At 63.4% G+C, this 20,163-nt stretch carries 19 protein-coding genes; 5 read left to right on the forward strand and 14 right to left on the reverse strand.

From position 1 onward, the window contains the following. Positions 1 to 223: 223 nt before the first annotated feature. From GGR23_RS16830 to GGR23_RS16845, 4 genes are read right to left on the reverse strand one after another with little or no spacing between them, the layout of a single operon-like run. A complete protein-coding gene (locus GGR23_RS16830) occupies positions 224 to 970 on the reverse strand; it encodes an ABC transporter ATP-binding protein (protein WP_183367494.1) in 747 nt (248 codons plus the stop codon). 1 nt (position 971) lies between these two features. After that, the gene (locus tag GGR23_RS16835; RefSeq protein ID WP_183367495.1) at positions 972 to 1,802 is read right to left on the reverse strand and encodes an ABC transporter ATP-binding protein; all 831 of its coding nucleotides are present in this window, start codon (positions 1,800 to 1,802) and stop codon (positions 972 to 974) included. 1 nt (position 1,803) lies between these two features. Next, positions 1,804 to 2,715: an ABC transporter permease gene (locus GGR23_RS16840; protein WP_343066698.1), complete on the reverse strand. Its 912-nt coding sequence runs from the start codon at positions 2,713 to 2,715 to the stop codon at positions 1,804 to 1,806. Positions 2,716 to 2,725: 10 nt separating this feature from the next. After that, on the reverse strand, positions 2,726 to 3,766 hold the full coding sequence (locus GGR23_RS16845) for an ABC transporter permease (protein WP_210297003.1): 1,041 nt from the start codon (positions 3,764 to 3,766) through the stop codon (positions 2,726 to 2,728). Positions 3,767 to 3,844: 78 nt separating this feature from the next. Here GGR23_RS16845 and GGR23_RS16850 point away from each other — a divergent pair, with 78 nt between their 5' ends. The 3 genes from GGR23_RS16850 to GGR23_RS16860 all read left to right on the forward strand — a co-directional run bounded on the left by GGR23_RS16850 (position 3,845) and on the right by GGR23_RS16860 (position 6,656). After that, on the forward strand, positions 3,845 to 4,438 hold the full coding sequence (locus GGR23_RS16850; protein WP_183367498.1) for a helix-turn-helix domain-containing protein: 594 nt from the start codon (positions 3,845 to 3,847) through the stop codon (positions 4,436 to 4,438). 89 nt (positions 4,439 to 4,527) lie between these two features. Then, on the forward strand, positions 4,528 to 6,114 hold the full coding sequence (locus tag GGR23_RS16855) for an ABC transporter substrate-binding protein (protein ID WP_183367499.1): 1,587 nt from the start codon (positions 4,528 to 4,530) through the stop codon (positions 6,112 to 6,114). A gap of 83 nt (positions 6,115 to 6,197) precedes the next feature. Next, a complete protein-coding gene (locus GGR23_RS16860) occupies positions 6,198 to 6,656 on the forward strand; it encodes a GAF domain-containing protein (RefSeq protein WP_183367500.1) in 459 nt (152 codons plus the stop codon). A gap of 51 nt (positions 6,657 to 6,707) precedes the next feature. Here the strand turns inward: GGR23_RS16860 and rhaM are convergent, their stop codons facing one another. The 7 genes from rhaM to GGR23_RS16895 all read right to left on the reverse strand — a co-directional run bounded on the left by rhaM (position 6,708) and on the right by GGR23_RS16895 (position 13,904). Further along, positions 6,708 to 7,025 carry an L-rhamnose mutarotase gene (gene rhaM / locus GGR23_RS16865; RefSeq protein WP_183367501.1) on the reverse strand — a complete coding sequence of 106 codons (318 nt, stop codon included), beginning with the start codon at positions 7,023 to 7,025 and terminating at the stop codon, positions 6,708 to 6,710. Between the two features lie 14 nt (positions 7,026 to 7,039). After that, on the reverse strand, positions 7,040 to 8,410 hold the full coding sequence (locus tag GGR23_RS16870; RefSeq protein ID WP_246365719.1) for an FGGY-family carbohydrate kinase: 1,371 nt from the start codon (positions 8,408 to 8,410) through the stop codon (positions 7,040 to 7,042). A gap of 2 nt (positions 8,411 to 8,412) precedes the next feature. Next, positions 8,413 to 9,420, reverse strand: a complete 1,008-nt coding sequence (locus GGR23_RS16875) for an ABC transporter permease (protein WP_183367502.1) — start codon at positions 9,418 to 9,420, stop codon at positions 8,413 to 8,415. Next, a complete protein-coding gene (locus GGR23_RS16880; protein WP_183367503.1) occupies positions 9,417 to 10,397 on the reverse strand; it encodes an ABC transporter permease in 981 nt (326 codons plus the stop codon). The genes GGR23_RS16875 and GGR23_RS16880 overlap by 4 nt, the downstream gene beginning before the upstream one ends. Next, positions 10,394 to 11,962, reverse strand: a complete 1,569-nt coding sequence (locus GGR23_RS16885; RefSeq protein WP_183367504.1) for a sugar ABC transporter ATP-binding protein — start codon at positions 11,960 to 11,962, stop codon at positions 10,394 to 10,396. The genes GGR23_RS16880 and GGR23_RS16885 overlap by 4 nt, the downstream gene beginning before the upstream one ends. Before the next feature lie 96 nt (positions 11,963 to 12,058). Further along, a complete protein-coding gene (gene rhaS, locus GGR23_RS16890; protein ID WP_183367505.1) occupies positions 12,059 to 13,051 on the reverse strand; it encodes a rhamnose ABC transporter substrate-binding protein in 993 nt (330 codons plus the stop codon). 43 nt (positions 13,052 to 13,094) lie between these two features. Beyond that, positions 13,095 to 13,904, reverse strand: a complete 810-nt coding sequence (locus GGR23_RS16895; RefSeq protein WP_183367506.1) for a DeoR/GlpR family DNA-binding transcription regulator — start codon at positions 13,902 to 13,904, stop codon at positions 13,095 to 13,097. A 198-nt stretch (positions 13,905 to 14,102) separates the two neighbouring features. Between GGR23_RS16895 and GGR23_RS16900 the strand changes: the two genes are divergently transcribed. Then, entirely contained in the window at positions 14,103 to 16,217 is a 2,115-nt protein-coding gene (locus GGR23_RS16900) for a bifunctional rhamnulose-1-phosphate aldolase/short-chain dehydrogenase (RefSeq protein WP_183367507.1), read from the forward strand. A gap of 70 nt (positions 16,218 to 16,287) precedes the next feature. Beyond that, positions 16,288 to 17,571 (forward strand): L-rhamnose catabolism isomerase, encoded by a 1,284-nt coding sequence (rhaI, locus tag GGR23_RS16905; protein ID WP_246365746.1) that lies wholly within the window; start codon positions 16,288 to 16,290, stop codon positions 17,569 to 17,571. Between the two features lie 10 nt (positions 17,572 to 17,581). Here rhaI and GGR23_RS16910 read toward each other — a convergent pair whose 3' ends face one another. The 3 genes from GGR23_RS16910 to GGR23_RS16920 are packed head-to-tail and all read right to left on the reverse strand — an operon-like array spanning position 17,582 to position 20,044. Then, the gene (locus GGR23_RS16910) at positions 17,582 to 18,349 is read right to left on the reverse strand and encodes an SDR family NAD(P)-dependent oxidoreductase (protein WP_183367509.1); all 768 of its coding nucleotides are present in this window, start codon (positions 18,347 to 18,349) and stop codon (positions 17,582 to 17,584) included. A 16-nt stretch (positions 18,350 to 18,365) separates the two neighbouring features. Further along, complete coding sequence (locus GGR23_RS16915) at positions 18,366 to 19,178, reverse strand: ABC transporter permease (protein ID WP_183367510.1); 813 nt, start codon at positions 19,176 to 19,178, stop codon at positions 18,366 to 18,368. Further along, entirely contained in the window at positions 19,178 to 20,044 is an 867-nt protein-coding gene (locus GGR23_RS16920) for an ABC transporter permease (protein WP_183367511.1), read from the reverse strand. Before GGR23_RS16920 ends, GGR23_RS16915 begins: the two co-directional genes overlap by 1 nt. Positions 20,045 to 20,163 lie beyond the last annotated feature (119 nt).

Genomic DNA, 20,163 nt, shown 5'->3' on the forward strand with positions numbered 1-20,163 from the left:
CGATACGCCGGCAGGAATGGGGAGCGCCCGTCCCGATCGAAGCGGCAGGCTGGCCCGGGTAAGCGGGCCAGGCGTGCGCGATTCCATCCTCAGCGTTCATCCGAAACCGCTGAAACGGATAATCGTTGCATGTGGGTGAGAGATTTGGCCATGAGTCCTCGAGTGACAAATGGCGTGTGGAAACAAGGCCATCCCGGCGGTTCGCCGGAATGGCGCGCCTGTGTCAGGCCTGTTCGGCGGCAACGCCTTCCGCAGCGGCCACCAGCTCGCGGCCATAGGCGCTGCCGAGGTTCCGGTGACGCAACTGCTCGACGCCGGCAATTTCCTGGATCTGCCCTGCCTTCAGCACCGCGAGACGATCGCAGAGAAAGGACACCACCGGCAGGTCATGGGTGACCAGCAGGAAGGTCAGCCCCCGCTCGGCACGCAGGCCCTTCAGAAGATTGAGGATCTCGGCCTGCACAGAAACGTCGAGGGCGGAAGTCGGTTCGTCGAGCAGCAGGATGTCCGGCTCCAGCATGAGGGCACGCGCGATGGCGACGCGCTGCCGCTGACCGCCCGAAAGCTGATGCGGCAGGCGGAAGCGAAATTTCCGCGCGAGACCGACGGCATCCAGCATCGAAAGAATCCGCTGGTCGCGATCGCCGAGACCGTGGATCTGCAGCGGTTCGTCGAGGTGGTCGTCCACGGTGCGGCGCGGGTGCAGCGAGCCGTAGGGGTCCTGAAACACCATCTGGACACGGCGGATCAGCTCCCTGGGATGCTTGCCCGGTGACAGTCGGACATCGCCGAGATCGACCGTGCCGCTCCAGTCCCGGATCTGCCCGGCCAGTGCCTTGAGCACCGTGGACTTGCCCGAACCGCTTTCGCCCACCAGGGCAAAGCTCTCCCCGGTCGCTATGTCGAGCGAGACATCCCGCACCACATGGGCCGATCCATAATGCACATTGAGCTTGTCGATACGGATCATGTCACAGGCCTCCCAGGGACTGGCGGTCGAGGACGGGCAGCGTCTGGCGGGTCTCGTCGAGCCTTGGCAGCGAGGCAAGCAGGCCGCGCGTGTAGGGATGGGTCGCCTCGCCCAGCTTTCCGGCGGCGCAGGTTTCCACCACCCGGCCGTTGAACATCACGAGAATGCGGTCGCACCAGCGCGCGACCATGTTGAGGTCGTGGCTGATCATGATGAGGCCCATGCCGGTCCGCTGCACGAGATCGTCGAGGATCTCCAGAACCTGCCCGCGAACGGAAACGTCGAGCGCCGAGGTGGGCTCGTCCGCGATCATCAGGTCGGGCTCGAGCACGGCCATCATGGCGATCATCACCCGCTGGCCCATGCCGCCCGAAACCTCGTGCGGATAAAGCCGGTAGACCCGCTCCGGATCGGTGATGCGCACCGCCTCCAGCATCTTCAGCACGCGCTGCTTCTGTTCGCGCGCCGACATTCGCCCATGGAAGGCCAGCGCCTCGCCGATCTGCTCGCCGATGGTCATCACCGGGTTGAGGGAGAATTTGGGGTCCTGCAGGATCATCGAAAGCCGCGCCCCGCGCAGCCGGCGGAACGCCCTTTCGTTCAGGCGGGTAAGGTCTATACCGTCGAACTGCATGCGGTCCGCGGTGACCACGCCCGGCTTCGGGATAAGGCCGAGCAGCGCACGGCCCGTCATGGATTTGCCCGATCCGCTTTCGCCCACGATGCCGAGGCGCTCCTGGCCGAGCGAGAAGCTCACGCCCTTCACCACCTCGACCATGCCGGATTCGGAGGGAAACCGGACTTTCAGGTTTTCGACTTCGAGAAGGGCCATGTCACTTGCTCCGCTGGCGAGGATCGAGAACATCGCGCAGCCCGTCGCCGAAGAGGCAGAAACCGAGGCTGACGACGACGATGGCGAAACCGGGCATGGTCGCGACCCACCACTGATCGAGGATGAAGGTACGTCCGCGGGAGATCATCGCTCCCCATTCGGGTGCCGGCGGCTGTGCGCCGAGACCTATGAAGCCGAGGCCAGCCGCGGTGAGGATGATGCCGGCCATATCGAGCGTCACGCGGATGATCGTGGACGAAAGGCAGAGCGGCAGGATGTGGCGGGCCACGATCCGCCAGTGGCTTCCGCCCAGCATCCTTACGGCGGCGATGAAGTCGCTGTTGCGGATGGTCAGCGTTTCTGCCCGGGCGATGCGGGCATAGACGGGCCAGGCGGTGATGGTGATGGCGATGACCGCATTGCCGATGCCCGGCCCCAGCGCGGCGACGAAGGCAAGCGCCAGGATCAGCCGCGGCATGGAGAGAAAGACATCGGTCACGCCCATGAGGGCCCGGTCCACCCAGCCGCCGAAATAACCCGCGACGGCCCCCAGCACCAGGCCGATAGGCGCCGAGAGAACGGCCACGAGCAGAACGATGTAGAGCGTGATCCGCGAACCGTGGATGACGCGGGAGAGAATGTCCCGCCCGAGTTCGTCCGTGCCCATCCAGTGTTCGGCAGAGGGTGGCAGGAGGCGGTTCGAGAGCGACCCCTCGATCGGCGAATAGGGAGCAAGCCAGGGCGCGAAGGCCGCGACAACGAGCAGGGCGAGGATGATGACCAGACCGAGAACCGCCAGCGGATTGCGCATCAGGGCGCGCGTCATCCGGTAGGACTGGCCAAGCTTCGCCTGAAGGCGCGTTTCGGGGTTTTCGTCCAGCAGCCAGTCACGGGAAAGAACAGAGAGGGTCACGGGCGTCTCCTCAGCGGGCGCGCGGATCAAGGATGCGGTAGAGCGCATCGGAGATCTTGTTGATGGCGATGAAGACGGCGCCGATGACCAGCGTGCCGCCCAGAACGGCGTTCATGTCCGCATTGAGAAGCGCCGTCGTGAGGTAGTTGCCGATCCCGGGCCATGAGAAGACCGTTTCCACCATCACAGAGCCCTCGAGAAGGGCCGCATAGGACAGGCCGATCACGGTGATCAGCTGGACGCGGATGGGCCGGAAGGCATGCCGCCAGATGATCACGCGCGCCGGCACGCCCTTCACCCGCGCCGTGATGATGAACTCCTGGCCCAGCTGGTCGAGCATGAAGCTGCGCGTCATCCGGGCGATATAGGCAAGGCTGAAGAAGCCGAGGATGGTGGCCGGCAGGATGATGTGGCTGAACGCATTGGTGAAGCTTTCGAAATCGCCTGCAATCAGGCTGTCGACCAGAAGCAGGCCCGTCACCGGCGGCACCATGCCATCGAGGAAGATATCGATACGGCCGGGACCGGCCACCCATTTGAGCTGCGCATAGAAGAGGACGAGCCCGACCAGGCCCAGCCAGAAGGCCGGAATGGCATAGCCGGCAAGTCCGATCACCCGGATCACCTGATCGATGATGCTGCCCTGCCGGGCGGCGGCAAGCGCGCCGAGCGGCACACCGATGACCACGCCGATGAGAATGCCGAGCGTCGCCATTTCCAGCGTCGCCGGGAAGTAGCGGGCGATATCCTCCATCACGGGACGCTGGGTGCTGACCGAAAGGCCGAAGTCGCCGCGCAGGATGCCTGCCACATAATGCACGAACTGGAGGATCAGGGGATCGTTGAGGCCCATGCGCTCCTTCGCCGCCTCGTAGACGGCGGGCGGAGCCCGGTCCCCGACGACGGCCAGAACCGGATCGATGGGCACCACCCGGCCGATGAAGAAGGTGATCGCCAGCAACCCCAGGCCGGTCAATGCCAGCGAAAGGACAAAGCCGATCGCCGTTTTTGCCCAGGCGGGGAGAAGACGGCCGCTTCCCTTTTGTGTCATAATAGGTCCCCCATAAAGTTTTTTTGACATAGCAAAAAATTTTTACTAGGGTCAAAAGAAATATCGGAACAGCTTCGCATGAACTCGCCACTTCCCAGATCCGAGGGTCCCTACTCTCCCCAGTTCGGCAGCCGCATCCGCGAGCTGCGCCGAAAAAATGAGTTGACGCTTCAGGCGCTTGCCGATCAGGCGGGCATCTCGGTCGGCTTCCTGAGCCAGGTGGAGCGCGACAAGGCGACTCCCTCTCTCGGCACCCTTGCGGCGCTTGCCTCCGCACTCGGGGTGGAGATCGACTGGTTCATCGCCACACCCAAGCCTCGCGACAGCATAACACGGGCCGGGGAACGCGAACGATTTTCTCTGGCGGACAGCTCGCTTGTCTATGAGCGCATCACGACAAGCCTTCCCGGCGGCACGCTGTCTTCGCTGATCATCGAGATACCGCCGGGCTACCAGTCCGAAATCACCGCGCATACGGGCGAAGAGCTGCTTCTGGTGCTTGAGGGCACCGTGCGGCAGACGCTCGGGGATACCGCCATGGTGCTCTATCCCGGCGACAGCCTGCATTTCATGGGGGATACCCCGCATTCCTTCGGCAATATCGGCGACCGTCCTGCCCGTCTCCTGTGGACCGGCACGGCGCCGCGCTTGCTGGGCAAGACCCCTGAATAAGCCCGAGGGGGCGGGGTTTTTCGGTCTCCGGCGTCGACAGGCTCCGGGACCGGCACGACAAAAATCTGAAAAAACGAACTGGAGGGAACATGTCCATTTTCAGAACGACACTTGCCGTCAGCCTTCTGGCGCTCGCCACGGCGCCGGCAATCGCGGCCACGCCCGACGATGCGCTCGTCGTCGCCCAGAACATCGACGACATCGTCACCATCGACCCGGCGACCGCCTATGAATTCAGCTCCGGCGAATATGTAGCCAACGTCTACGACCCGCTGGTGCGCTACGACGCTGCCGACCCGTCCAAGCTTGCGCCTGGCCTCGCCAGCGAGTGGACGGAAGATGCCGCCGGCAAGTCCATCACCTTCACCCTGCGCGACGGCGTGACCTTTACCTCCGGCAATCCGGTGACCGGCGAGGATGTGCTCGGCTCCTGGAAGCGTGTCGTGAAGCTGAACGACGCCCCGGCCTTCATCCTGACCCAGCTTGGCTGGACGCCCGAGAACATCGGAGAGATGGTCAAGGTCGACGGCAACAAGGTTACCGCCAAGTGGACCGGCGACTTCTCGCCCTCCTTCGTTCTGAACGTTCTCGCATCCCGCCCGGCATCGGTCGTGGACATGAAGACGGTGATGTCGCATGAGGAAAACGGCGACATGGGCAAGGCCTGGCTGAACCAGCATTCCGCCGGCACCGGTCCCTTCGAGCTCGTCAATTTCCGCCCGGCGGAAATGCTGTCGCTGAAGGCAAACCCGAACTATTTCGGCGGCGCGCCCACCATGCAGAAGGTGGTGATCCGCCATGTGGCCGAGGCCGCCACCCAGCGTCTGATGCTGGAATCGGGCGATGCCGACATGGCGAAGAACCTTACCCCCGACCAGATTGCCGGCCTGTCCACCAATGCCTCGATCAAGGTCGAGACCTATCCGCAGGCCGCGGTTCACTGGCTGTCCTTCAACCAGAAGGTCGAGGCCCTCACCAATCCCGCCTTCTGGGAAGCCGCCCGCTACCTCGTCGACTACAAGGGCATGACGGACACCATCCTGAAGGGCCAGATGGAAATTCACCAGGCCTTCTGGCCGAAGGGCTTCCCCGGCGCACTGAATGACACGCCCTTCACCTATGACGTGGCCAAGGCCAAGGAAATCCTCGAGAAGGGTGGCGTGAAGCTGCCGCTCACCATCAAGATGGACGTCATCAACGCCAACCCGTTCAACGACATGGCCCAGGCGCTGCAGCAGTCCTTCGCACCCGCCGGCATCAATTTCGAGATCGTGCCCGGCACCGGCTCGCAGGTCATCACCAAGTACCGTGCCCGTACCCATGAGGCGATGCTGCTCTACTGGGGCCCGGACTTCATGGATCCGCACTCCAACGCCTATGCCTTTGCGCACAATGCCGACAATGCGGATGACAAGTACGCTTCGACGACGACCTGGCGCAATGCCTGGATGCCGCCGAAGGAGCTGAACGACAAGACCATGGACGCCCTCAAGGAGCAGGATTCGACCAAGCGCCTGAAGCTCTATGAGGAACTGCAGAAGTCCGTGCAGGACAGCTCGCCGATCGTCGTGATGTTCCAGGAAGTCAAGCAGGTCGCCATGAATGCCAAGGTCACCGGCTACGTGAACGGCGCGATCTCCGACTTCGTCTACTACCGCCTCGTCAAGAAGAACTGATCGCGGCGACGAACCGATTTTGCGAATTGGCGGGGCCTTCAGGCCCCGCTTCACTCAGAGCCACTGATTCAGGACCATTGCGCATGTCTTCCGATCCCCAGACCGTTTTTGCAGATCTTCACCGGACAATCGACGCGGCCGTCGGTGCACGCCTGTTCACCGTCACCGTGCTTGACCGCAAGGCAAAGCTTGCCCGCCGCGCCTATACGTCCCATCCGGCGGAGTATCCGACCTCGGGCGTCAAGCCCATGCTGGTGGACGGCTGGAGCGAAAAGGTGATCGACCGCGGCGAAACCTTCATTGCCAACACCACGGACGGCTTCTCTCCCTATTTCCCGGATCATCCGCTGATCAACAGCCTTGGATGCCATTCCGCGATGAACCTGCCCGTCATCGAGGAGGGCGAGGTGATCGGCACGGTCAACCTGCTGGATATCGAACAGCATTTCACCCCGGAGCGGGTGGAGCGTATCCGTTCGCTCGTCGAGGAAAACAAGCCCGCCCTGGTGCGCGCCATGCGCGATACCCCGATGACGGCCTGAGAGAAACCGCATACCCTTCAGGAGGGCGCCCCGGTGGCGCCCTTTTCGCATTCAGGGAAGGTGGAACATCTTCGCGAGCGGCACCTGAACCGGGGTGTTGTCCGGCTCCGTCTCCATGATGTCGGCCATCATGTCCCACCAGCGGCGCACGATGGGCTCCATCGGCAGGCGATCCATTCCATGGTCGTCGCTCCGCTTCAGGACGCCGAAGAGATGGTTCGTCTCCTCGTCCAGCCAGATCGAGTAATCGGCAACGCCCGCCTCTTTCAGAAGAGCGGCAAGCTCCGGCCAGATCGCATCATGACGGCGTTTGTATTCCCCGGCCATGCCGGGGAAGAGGTTCATGCGGAAGGCAATCGTCTCGGCCATGGAGTCCTCCTTGATCAGGGGCCGGCAAGCGCACGCCAGCGCGCGGCATAGGCAGCAAGCTGCGGGTCCGGCTCGGCGGCGGGGGAGTGATCGGGCTGCAGCGCAATGCCCGCAGGTCCAAGGGCAAGACAGGCTGCGCCGAAGGAGGTCCCCGTCTTTCGCCCTTCGCTGACGATGGGCTGGCGGCCTGTGAGCGTGGCCAGCATGGAGATGAAATCGGCATTCCCGGCAAAAGGCCCCTCCACGATCGTGTCGCCCTCGGCACCGATCAGTTCCCGCGAGACACCTGCCATCAGTGCCAGATGAAGCGAGACGGCAAAGAGCCTTTCGCCCGGCGTCTGCGGCTCAGCCATCCAGCGCCCGGCGACATGGGGAAAGGGTCCTGAACCCGCTGGTACGGACGGCAGCAGCATGACCCCGTCACTCAGCACCCGCCGCCGCTCTTCCGGGCTGATCTGAACCAACCCGCCCGGCACGAGCATTTCAAAGGCCCGTCCGCCCATGAAGCGGGAAGATGGCGTTTTCGCCCCGAGTGCATTGACGTTGAACAGCGTGTCCCGCTCCTCGTCCAGCGCCATCTCCCGGCCTCCGACGGCAAGCGTGACGACCCAGGTGCCTGTCGACATCACGCAGAAGGGCGCGCGCCGTGTAAGAAGATGCGGGAGAAGCGAGGCGTTGGAATCGTGGATGCCCGAATGGACGGGGATGCCGGCTGGCAGGCCCAGCTCCGCCGCAAGCGCCGGGCGCACCGCCCCGAGCACGGCGCTCGCCGGGCGGATTTCCGGCATCAGCCGCTCCCAGCCGAGGTCTGCGACCAGGCTGGAAAAGCGGCTTTGGTGCGGATTCCACAGGTCGGTATGGACACCGAGCGAGGTGAGCTCGTTCGCAATCACGCCGGTCAGCCGGTAGGCCCAGTATTGCGGCCAGGGCAGGATGTGACGCACACGCCTGAAATCCTCCGGATGGGTCTTTGCCTGCCAGTGAAGCATGGCGCCGGCATTGAGCCCCATGGGCAGGCGCGGCGACCCGGTTTCCGCAAAGGGAGGACGCAGGGCGCGGTAAGCGCCGTCGAGCGAGTCCGGCGACGGATCCTCGTAATCCATCACCGGCATGGCGAGCTCTCCCGCCCCGTCGAGCAGCGCGAAGCAGGCTCCGTGCGTGGTGATGGAAATGGCGTCCATGCCGCCGTTGCGGCCGATCTCGGAGAGCGCGTGCCGGATGAAGCTCCACAGTGCATCCGTGTCGAAATGACTGTAGGGAGCCGGAGCAGGCGTGTTCCGGAAGGAATGCTGCTGGGTCTCGCGCCCGGCGCCGGCGTCGAAGAGCACGACCTTGGCGTTGGTCTTGCCGATATCGATGACGGCAATGCGCTGCGGTGTCGCCATGATCAGCCCTTCCGCCTGACCTGGCGGATACGGGTGACCAGCTTGGGAACAGCGATCACCAGGATCAGCAGAAGTCCGACGAAGATGGACATCACGATGCCGGGAACGTTGAGGAGGCCGAAACCGAAGGTCACCATGCCCATGATCAGCGCGGCCAGGACCACACCGCCGATGCGCCCGGATCCGCCGAGAATGTTGATGCCGCCGAGAACCACCATGGTCACCGCTTCGAGTTCCCAGCCCGTGGCGATGGAAGGACGGGTGGATCCGAGCCGCGAGGTGAGGCAGACGGCCGCAAGTCCGCTCATCAGCCCGGTGAGCAGGAACAGGATGAACTTCACCCGCTCCACCCGTACGCCCGAGAAGCGGGCCGCCATCGGGTTGTTGCCGATGGCATAGACGGTCCGGCCGAAGCTCGTCGCGTGCAGCAGCACGGCAAACACCACCGCCGTCAGGACGAAGAGCACGAGCTCGAAGGAGATGACCCAGAACACATAGCCCTGGCCGAACCAGGCAAAATCCGACGGATAGCCGGTGAAGGCCTTGTCGCCGAGGATGATGAAGGCAATGCCCCGGAAGAGGCTCATGGTGCCGATGGTCACCACGATCGACGGAAGACCGAGGCCGCTGACAAGGAAGCCGTTCACGGCACCGCAGGCAAGACCGGTCAGAAGGCCGATGGCGACCAGCTCCGGGGTACCCGCGCCGTGGCTCATCGCAAGCCCCATCAGCGTGGATGAAAGCGCCAGGATGGCGGCCACCGAAAGATCGATCTCCCCGGATATGATGACCAGCGCCAGAGCAAAGGCGATCAGTCCCTTTTCGGTGAAGTTGAAGGTCGCATCCGACAGGTTCCAGGGATCGAGGAAATAGGGAGAGGACCAGACATTGATGGCGAAGATGATGACCGCGACGGCGAGAAGCAGGGCCTCCCAGCTTCTGAGAAGCCGTTCACCCCGACCCTGCAGCCGGTCCTTGATGAAGCGCGCCTGCATTTCCTGGCTGCTCATGCCACCACCTCCGCCTTCTTCAGGATCACCCGGCCTTTGCGCCGCTCCGCCCTCGCATTGAAGGCGACCGCGAGGATGATCACGCTGCCGGAAATCGCCAGTTGCCAGAAGGGCGAGATGTTGATGACCGGCAGCGCGTTCTTGATCGTGCCGAGGAAAAGCGATCCGAGAACGGCGCCGAACACCGTGCCGATGCCACCGGCGATGGAGATGCCGCCGATGACGCAGGCAGCAACCACGTCGAGTTCGAAACCCAGCGCGATGTCCACATAGGCAACCGCATAGCGCGCGATCCAGAGGTAGCCGGCAAGGCCCGAAAGCGCGCCCGAAAGGACGAAGGACAGGAACCGCGTATAGCCGACGTCGATCCCCGTATAGACCGCCGCATGCGGATTGCCGCCGACAGCATAGAAGGCGCGCCCTGTCGCCAGACGGCGAAGCAGCACGGCCATGATCGCGGTCACGGAAAGCGCCATCCAGCTGAGAACCGGTATGCCGAGGAAATCCGCCCGGGGCACAGCCTTGAAGGCATCGGTCATCTCGTGGGCATTGATCCACTTGCCATCGGAGATCAGGAAGATGATGCCGCGATAGATGGTCATGGTCCCGAGCGTCACCACGATCGGCGGGATATCCAGCCGCCATACGAGGAGGCCGTTGATCGCCCCTGCCAGAACGCCGGTCAGGATGGCGACGACAACAAGCAGGAGCACCGGCAGATCCGGGTACAGGTTGTTCAGCATGGCCGCGACCATGCCGCTCAGCGCCAGCGTTGCAGCCGTGGAGAGATCGACGCACTTTGTCAGGATGACGGTCATCTGGCCGAGCGCGAGAATGATCAGGATCGACGTATCGTTGAACACGTTTCCAAGGCTTGCCGGAGCGACGAAAGACGGGAAACGAAGGGCAATGAGACCCACCATGGCAAGGATGACGGCCACGAGCTGGGTTTCGCGATGTTTCAGCAGCGCCTTCATGCTTCTTCCCCGATGCCGGCAGCCGCACGCACCAGAATTTCCGGGGTCAGCCCGTCCCGCGCGAAGGTACCGGCCATTCGCCCTTCGCGCATCACCACCACGCGATCCGCCATGCCCATGATCTCGGGAATTTCCGACGAGACCATGATCACCGAAAGCCCCTGCCCCGCCAGCTCGCTCATGAAGGCGTGCACCGCCGCCTTGGAGCCGATGTCGATCCCCTTGGTCGGCTCGTCCAGGATGATGACCTTGGGGCGGGTCGCGAGCCACTTGGCGATCACGACCTTCTGCTGGTTGCCCCCCGAAAGCGTTCCGACGTCCTGATCGAGCGCCGCCGCCCGCAGATCGAGGCGCGCGGTATAGTCCCGCGCCAGCGCAAATTCTTCCGCCATCCGGATGAACCCGTGACGCGATGTACGATAGAGGGAGGGCAGCGTCACGTTGGAGACGATGGGCATGCCGATGATGGCGCCCTGACGACCTCGGTCTTCCGGCACGTAGACGATGCCCCGCGCAACGGCTTCGGCGGGCGTCCTGATGACGGCCACCTGGCCATCGATCCGCACCGCGCCGCGCGAGGGCCGGGTCACGCCGAACAGGGCCTGCATGACTTCGGAACGCCCGGCGCCGATGAGGCCGTAGAAACCGAGGATTTCCCCGCGGCGCAGCTCGAAGCCGATATCCTCGAACTCCGTCGGGTGGCAGTAGCCGGCCACGGTGAGAACAGGCTCGCCGATGGCGGCCGGAACCTTGGGAAAGACCTGCCCGACGTCGCGGCCCACCATGAGCCGCACCAGTTCGCTCTGCGTCGTCTCGGCCAGAAGGCCGGCGCCCACCATCTCGCCGTCGCGGAAAACGGTGTAGCGATCGGCGATCCGGAATATCTCGTCGAACTTGTGGCTGATGAAGAGGATGGCCTTTCCTTCTGCCTTCAGCCGCTCGACTAGCTCGTAGAGCTCCCCGATCTCCTTGTGCGACAGCGCCGCCGTCGGTTCGTCCATGATCACGACGCGGGCATCGATGGAAAGGGCACGGGCGATGGCGACCAGGTGGCGGTTGGCGATGCCGAGATCCCGCAGCCGCATGTCGGGCTCCAGCCGGGCACCGATGCGCTCCAGCAGCGCGCGGGCTTCCGCATTCATCCGCTTCCAGTCGATGAAGCCGAAGCGGGTGCGCGGCTGATGGCCGAGAAAGATGTTTTCGGCGACGGAGAGTTCGTCGAAAAGAACCGTTTCCTGATGGATGGCAGTCACGCCCGCACGGGCGGCATCCATGGTCGTTGCGAAGCGGACCGGACGTCCATCAAGCTCGATATGGCCTTCGTCCGGCTGGTAGATGCCCGTGAGGATCTTGACCAGGGTCGACTTGCCGGCGCCGTTCTCGCCCACCAGGGCGGTGACGGAGCCGGGAAAGAGCGACAGCTCGACACCGCCGAGCGCACGTACGCCCGGAAAGGTCTTGGCTATGCCCGCAAGCCTGATCACAGGCGCTCCTGCTGCAGCCGGATGCGGGATCGGGCCGGCTTCATCGGGTGAAGCGGCAAAGGATTGTGGGGTCACAGGCATCGGTCCTGCTGGCATGATGGAATGGCAAGCCCCTGGCGATACGGCCGGGGCGGGGAAAAGCGGAGGGCCAGGCCATGCCCGGCCCTCCGGCCGTCATCAGAAGATCTTGGCGAATTCCTCGACGTTCTTGGCGTCGTAGACGAAGGGATCTGCCATGGCGCCTTCGCTGTTGTCGTCCAGCTTCACTTTGCCCATGCGGCCCATGGAGAGCTCCGCGCCGGGCTTTGCCTCTTCCTTGCCGGTGACGAGGTTGTAGGAGATCATCGTCGCGGCATAGCCGAGGTCGATCGGGTTCCAGATCGCGAAGGACTTGGACGCACCCGACTTCACGTGGCCGGCCATTTCCGAGGGAAGGCCGAGGCCGGTGACGTTGATCTTGCCGACCATGCCGGCATCGGTCACGGCCTGCGCGGCGGCAACGATGCCCACCGAGGTCGGCGCGATGATGGCCTTGAGGTTCGGATAGGCCTTCATGAGGCCCTGTGCCTCGGTGTAGGACTTGTCCGTCTTGTCGTCGCCATAGACGGTGGCAACGATGTTGATGCCCTTGTAGTTCGGCAGAACCTTCTTCATTTCCTCGATCCAGGTGTTCTGGTTCGTGGCGGTTGCTGCGGCGGAGAGGATTGCGACATCGCCGCCTTCCGGCAGGTTGTCGGCGGCCATCTTCACGCACATGTTGCCGATGAGCGGATTGGACGAGGGATTGAGATGCATCATCCGGCCTTCCGGCGCCACGCCCGAATCCCAGGAGATGACCTTGATCCCGCGCTCCATCGCCTTCTTCAGGGCGGGAACGAGCGCGTCCTTGTCATTGGCGGAAATGGCAATCGCATCCACCTTCTGCGCAACCAGCGAGTTGATCACCTCGATCTGGCCTTCGGCCGTCGTGTCGGTGGGCCCGGTATAGATGATGTCGACATCACCCAGTTCCTTGGCGGCTTCCTGAGCGCCCTTATTGGCGGCATCGAAGAAGCCAATGCCGAGCGCTTTCACGACAAGCGCGATCTTCTTGTTTTCCGCATGCGCGACATTCGCAATGAGGGCCGTCGAAATGGCGGCCGTTACAAGCACTTTCTTCAGCAATCCCATTTTTTCCTCCCGTAGATGGTCTGCTAATGCCGCGCGGTCGTTCTCACGCCAGCGCGGCGGATGGATTCGATTTCACCTCTGGCACTTTGGCGACAATCAGGTTGACGCCTGCTGCTTCAAGCATCGCGGCGTGCCGGTCCTCGATGGCTGAATCGGTAATGACGGTGGCGACCCGCTTCAGGCCGCACAGGATGAGGCTGGAGCGCTTCGAGAACTTGGACGAATCCGCCAGCACGACGAGTTCGTCTGCCTGGTCGATCAGCTTCTGCTCTGCCTGGATGAGAAGCGGGTCGGCCTCCATGAGCCCGAGCGGCCCGAGACCCTGCGCTCCCATGAACATGCGCTTCGCATAGAAATTGCGCGTCACGTCGTTCTCGAAGGGCGACAGGATGATGTTCTGCTCCCGGTAGATCGTGCCGCCGGAGAGCATGATGGTGTTCTTCGAGTTCTTCAGCAGGTGCTCGGCGATCGGAAAGGAGTTGGTGAATACCTGCAGACGGCGGTTGGCGAGGAAATGCACCATCTGGAACGTGGTCGTGCCGCCGTTGATGATGATGGGATCCCCATCCTCGCACAGGGTCACAGCCTCCTTGGCAATGGCCTGCTTCTGCCGGATGTTGATCGTCTCGTTGACCGAGAAGGGCCGGCCCGCGAGCCCCACGAATTGCGGCGGATGCAGCGCCTCGGCGCCACCGCGCACCCGTCGGAGCTTCTTCTGGACGTGCAGAGCCGCGATGTCACGGCGGATCGTCGCCTCGGAGCTGTCGGTCAGTTCGACCAGCTCCGCGACTGTCACGACGGGCTTTTCCTGCACCGCGGACAAGATGATCCTGTGGCGTTCTTTCTCGTGCATGGCTCCTCCAATATCGTCATGCTTCCATCACTTCCGTTCAATGTCAATCAGTTCTGATCATTTTATTTCATTGTGCAGCGCAATATGATTGGAAATGATCATTTTTGATTGACATCGCCGGCGGCTCGTGGGATTCAACCTCCGAGACAATAGCGCGGTTTCTGCCGTCAGAAATCCGCGGCCGGGAGGAAACGGACCATGCCCTCACAGAATTCTTCGCCCAACGAGCGAAACAAGCCGCTTGCCGATCTCTGGAATGCGAACCGCGCCCAGGCCATGAGCGAGCCCGAGCGTCTCGTCTATCGATCAAACCTGCTCGGTTCCGACAAGCGCATCACCAATTACGGTGGCGGCAACACCTCGGCGAAGGTGATGGAAAAGGATCCGCTGACGGGCGAGACGGTCGAGGTGCTCTGGGTCAAGGGCTCCGGCGGCGATGTCGGCACCATCAGGCTTGACGGTTTTGCGACGCTTTACATGAACAAGCTGCAGGCCCTGAAGCGGCTCTATCGGGGGCTCGCGCACGAGGACGAGATGGTGGGGTACCTGCCCCACTGCACCTTCAACCTCAATCCGCGCGCCGCCTCGATCGACACGCCGCTCCACGCCTTCGTGCCGAAAAAGCATGTGGACCACATGCACCCCGACGCCATCATCGCCATTGCCGCATCGGAAAATTCGAAGGCGCTGACGCAGGCCATCTTCGGGACCGACATCGGCTGGCTTCCGTGGAAGCGCCCCGGCTTCGAGCTTGGCCTCTGGCTCGAGAAATTCTGCCTGGAGAACCCCACCGCCCGGGGCGTCATCCTGGAAAGCCACGGGCTGTTCACCTGGGCCGACACGGCGGAGGAATGCTATCGGGTCACGATCGAGATCATCTCCAAGGCCATGGCCTGGTTCGACGGCCAGAGTGGCAGCCCCGCCTTCGGTGGCGAGAAGGTGAAGGCGCTGGCCGCCGCCGACCGTCGCGCCGTAGCCGAGCGCCTGATGCCGGTGATCCGCGGCATGATCAGCGGCGCGGAGCGCAAGCTCGGCCACTTCGACGACAGCCCTGCCGTGCTCGAATTCGTCTGCTCCCATCGTCTTCCGGACCTTGCAGCCCTCGGCACATCCTGCCCGGACCACTTCCTGCGCACCAAGATCCGGCCGCTCGTGCTCGACTTCGACCCGGCACGTCCCGACATCGAGGGCCTGGTGGCGGGCCTTCCCGCGGCGGTCGCCGCCTATCGGGAGGACTATGCCGCCTATTACGAGCGCTGCAAGCGCCACGACAGCCCGCCGATGCGCGATCCGAACGCCGTCGTCTATCTGATCCCCGGCGTCGGCATGATCACCTTTGCGCGCGACAAGGCCACGGCACGGATTTCCGGTGAATTCTATGTCAACGCGATCAACGTGATGCGCGGCGCCTCTTCCGTCTCCCGCTATTGCGGCCTGCCGGAACAGGAGGCCTTCGACATCGAATACTGGCTGCTGGAGGAAGCAAAGCTCCAGCGCATGCCGAAACCCAAGGCGCTTGCGGGAAAGGTGGCCTTCATCACCGGCGGGGCCGGCGGCATCGGCAAGGCGACGGCAAACCGCTTCCTGCAGGATGGCGCCTGCGTGGTGATCGCCGATATCGATGCCGAGGCGCTGGACACCGCACATCGAGAGCTGGCCTCCCTTCACGGCAGCGATCAGGTCCGCTCCATAAGGCTCGACGTGACCGACGAGGCGGCCGTGGATGCCTCCTTCCGCCAGTCCGCGGTGGAGTTCGGCGGAGTGGACATCCTTCTGTCGAATGCCGGCATTTCCTCTTCCGCGCCCTATGACGAGACCGAGCTTTCCATGTGGAACCGCAACATGGACATTCTGGCAAAGGGCTACTTCCTCGTGTCCCGTGCGGCCTTCCGCCTGATGAAGCGGCAGAAGATCGGGGGCGAGATGGTGTTTGTCGCCTCCAAGAACGGCCTGGCCGCATCTCCGAATGCCGCGGCCTACTGCACGGCGAAGGCTGCCGAGATCCATCTCGCCCGATGCCTGGCGCTCGAGGGCGCGGAGTTCGGAATCCGGGTCAACGTGGTCAATCCGGACGCGGTGCTTCGCGGCTCGAAGATCTGGACCGGCGAATGGCGCGAGCAGCGCGCGGCCGCCTACAACATGTCGCCGGACGAGCTGGAAGAGCATTACCGCAAGCGCTCGATGCTGAAGCGCAGCGTCTATCCGGAAGATATCGCGGAAGCCGCCTTCTTCCTGGCCTCCGACATGAGCGCCAAGTCGACCGGCAACATCATCAACGTGGATGCGGGCAACGCCCAGTCCTTCACCCGCTGAGCAAACCTGGAAGACGGACGGGGGCGGCGGAGGAGCCGGCAGCCCGGGAGGATTGAGCATGACATCTGCGATGATCGACAGCGATCTGGTCGACAATGCAAACCGGACGGCCATGGATGGTCTCAAGGCCGATTACGATTACCTCGGCACCGCGCTCGCCCGGCGCGGCATCGACATCGATGCCGTCAAGCGGAAGGTTAAAGCCTTCGGCGTGGCCGTCCCCTCATGGGGCGTCGGGACGGGAGGGACCCGCTTTGCCCGGTTCCCGGGCAAGGGTGAGCCCCGGCACATCTTCGACAAGATGGAGGACTGCGGGGTCATCCAGCAGCTGACGCGGGTAACCCCCACCGTCTCCCTTCACATTCCCTGGGACCGGGTGGACGATATCTCCGCGCTCAGGGAGGCGGGAGACAGGCTCGGACTCGGCTTCGACGCCATGAATTCCAACACGTTCCAGGACCAGCCCGATCAGGCGCATTCCTACAAGTTCGGATCGCTGACCAACACTTCCTCCGCCGCACGGGAACAGGCCATCGCACACAACATCGAATGCATCGAGATCGGCCGGAAGCTGGGCTCGAAGGCGCTTACCGTCTGGCTGGGAGACGGTTCGAACTTTCCGGGGCAGAGCCATTTCACCCGCGCCTTCGAGCGTTACCTTTCCTCGATGCGCGAAATCTACAAGGCACTCCCGGACGACTGGCGGATCTTCACCGAACACAAGATGTACGAGCCGGCCTTCTATTCCACCGTGGTGCAGGACTGGGGAACGAACTACATCATTGCAACGGAGCTCGGCCCCAAGGCGCAGTGCCTCGTCGATCTCGGCCATCACGCACCGAATACCAATATCGAAATGATCGTCGCCCGGCTCATCCAGTTCGGCAAGCTCGGCGGCTTCCACTTCAACGATTCGAAATATGGGGACGACGATCTGGATACGGGCTCGATCGATCCCTACCGGCTGTTTCTCGTCTTCAACGAGCTGGTGGATTCGGAAACAGCGGGCATCGAAGGCTTCCATCCCGCCCACATGCTGGACCAGAGCCATAACGTCACCGACCCCATAGAGAGCCTGATGGTATCGGCGATGGAGGTGGTGCGTGCCTATGCCCAGGCGCTGCTGGTGGATCGCCGCGCACTCTCTGCCTATCAGGAAGAAAACGATGCGCTGATGGCGACCTCGACCCTGAAGACCGCCTTCCGGACCGATGTGGAGCCGATTCTCGCCATGGCGCGCCTGGAAAAGGGCGGGGCCATCAATCCCGTTTCCGCCTACCGTGCCTCGGGTTATCGCGCCCGCGTCGCCCGGGAACGCCCGGCCGTAACCGGTACCGGCGGCGGCATCGTCTGAAGCCTCGCGCTCAGACCACGGTCTCGCCGCCGTCCACCACGAGGATCTGGCCGGTCATGTAGGACGACCGGTCGGACACGAGGAATAGGATGGGCTCGGCGATCTCCGATACATCGGCCCACCGCCCCATGGGTACCTTGTCTGCGATGTAGCTCTCTATCGCATCACGCCCGCCCATCTGGGCGATGAAGGGCTCGTTGAAGGGCGTGTCCACCCAGCCGGGGCAGAGCGCATTGGCGCGAATGCCGAACCTCGCATAATCCCCGGCCATCTGCCGGGTCATGGCGATGACGGCATGCTTGGATGTGGTGTAGGCGATCATCTCCCGGTCGTAGAGAACGCCCGATGAAGAGGACGTGTTCAGGATCACACCCTTCTTCTGTGCCTTCATGACCGGGGCAACCAGGCGGGCTGCCATGAAGTGGGCGCGGACGTTGAGCGCCCATGACTTGTCGAAACCCGCAATATCCACGCTTTCGAGATCGCCTGCCACCTGCGCACCGGCGTGGTTGTGCAGGATGTCGATCCGCCCATGCCGGTCTGCGACGCCATCGATCAGCCGGCGAAGGGCCTCGTCGTCGGTGACGTCGAGAACTGCCGCTTCCGAACGCCCGCCGGACGCCTCGATCCTGAGGCGCGTTTCTTCGGCGCGCGCGGCATCGCGATCGACGATGACGACATGCGCGCCCTCCCGCGCCATGATTTCGGCACCGGCCTGGCCGATCCCGGAGCCGGCGCCCGTGACGATGGCTATGCGTCCGTTGAGAATTCCAGTCATGCTCGCATCAGTTCCGTTAGCTGTTCGCCGTCCGGTCGCGCATCAGGAAGCGCGCCGACAGGATGAGGATGAGGGAGGCCACGAGAACCATGGCAGCGATCGCGTTGATTTCGGGCGTGACACCGCGCCGGATCGAGGCGAAGACATAGATCGGCAGCGTGGTCTTCGAGCCGGCGACGAAGAAGGCGATGATGAAATCGTCGAAGGAGAAGGTGAAGGCAAGCAGGAAGCCGGCCAGCACCGACGGCAGGATCTGCGGGAAGACGATCTGCCAGAAAGTGGTCATCGGCGTGGCGTAAAGATCGCTCGATGCCTCGACGATATCCCGCCCGAGGCTTGCAATCCGTGCCTTCACGATCATGGTGACGAGCGCCATGGTGAAGAGCCCGTGTGCTGCGATGATCGAGCCGAAGCCGAGCTGCATGCGCGGCGGCGCCTCGCCCGGCCAGACCGAGGCGATCAGGCTGTTGGCAAGGCCGAACACCTCGACCAGCGCCACCAGCGTTGCAATGCCGATGACGACGCCCGGCACGACGATGGCAGCCGCAAACAGAGCGTCGAACACCGCGCGCGTCTTCGCCGATACCCGCTCGAGCCCCAGCGCGGCCATGGTGCCGAAAAGCGTGGCGAGGCCGGCGCTGGTAAAGCCGACGATCAGGCTGTTCTGCAGCGCCTCCATGAGGAAGGCGTTGGAAAGCGCCTTGCCGTACCACTCTGTCGAGAAGCCGACGAACTCGCTCGCATTGCGACCGGCATTGAAGGAGAACAGGACGATCAGCACGATCGGCGTGTAGAGGAAAAGGTAAACGAAGGTGACGAGCGCGCGCATCAGACGAGATCCACCTGTCTTGTGCCGGCAAAGCGCCAGGCAATCCGCATGGCCACCATGAGCACCACGACCACGACGGCAACCAGGGTCACGGCGATGGCAGAACCGAAGGGCCAGTTTCGCGACTGCAGGAAGAGATCGACCAGGGCATTGCCGATGAAGAACACCTTGCCGCCGCCGAGCAGCTGCGGAATGAGATATTCGCCGAGCAGAAGGATGGTGACGAGCGCCATGCCCGTCATCACGCCCGGCAGGGAAAGCGGCACCGTGATGCCGAAGAATGTGGAGACGGGACGCGCCCCGAGATCGGCGGACGCCTCGAGCAGTCGGCGATCGAGCTTTTCGAGGCTAACATAGATCGGCATGATCATGAGCGGCAGATAGCCGTAGACGATGCCGAGCAGAACCGCGCCCGGGGTGTTGATCAGCCGGACATTCTCGATGCCGATCAATTCCAGGAGATGGGGAATGCCCCTTGCCCCGAGGAGATACATCCACGCATAGGTGCGCACCAGAAGGCTTGTCCAGAAGGGCACCACGACGAGGGAGACCAGCAGCAGGCGATGGCGCGGATGCGCCTTGACCGCGAGGTAATAGGCGACCGGATAGGCAATCAGGAGACAGGCAATGGCCCCGGCAGGCGCCAGCATCAGCGTGTTGACGAAGGCTGCCGCCCGTGAACCGAGATTGGCGAACTGCTCGATGGTGAAAGCCGCCTGGTACCCCCCCTCGGGCGCCCGCTTGCCGAATGCGAAGACGAGAATGGCAATGAACGGCAGAACGAGGAAGACGAAGAGCCACAGGCCCGCCGGCCCGATCAGGGCGAGCGTTACCAGCTTTTTCCGGAATTCCTGCGTGATCACCATGGCGGAAGGTCCTGCATTGGGCCTGCGATTGGGGCAACAAGCGAAGGCACCGGGCAGGCGCGGGTGCTTCCGCACCCGCCCGGTGGCCGTGATTTTGCGCCATGCCCCCAATGCATCGG

The organism is Gellertiella hungarica (assembly GCF_014197145.1).
Taxonomy (GTDB): Bacteria; Pseudomonadota; Alphaproteobacteria; order Rhizobiales; family Rhizobiaceae; genus Gellertiella; species Gellertiella hungarica.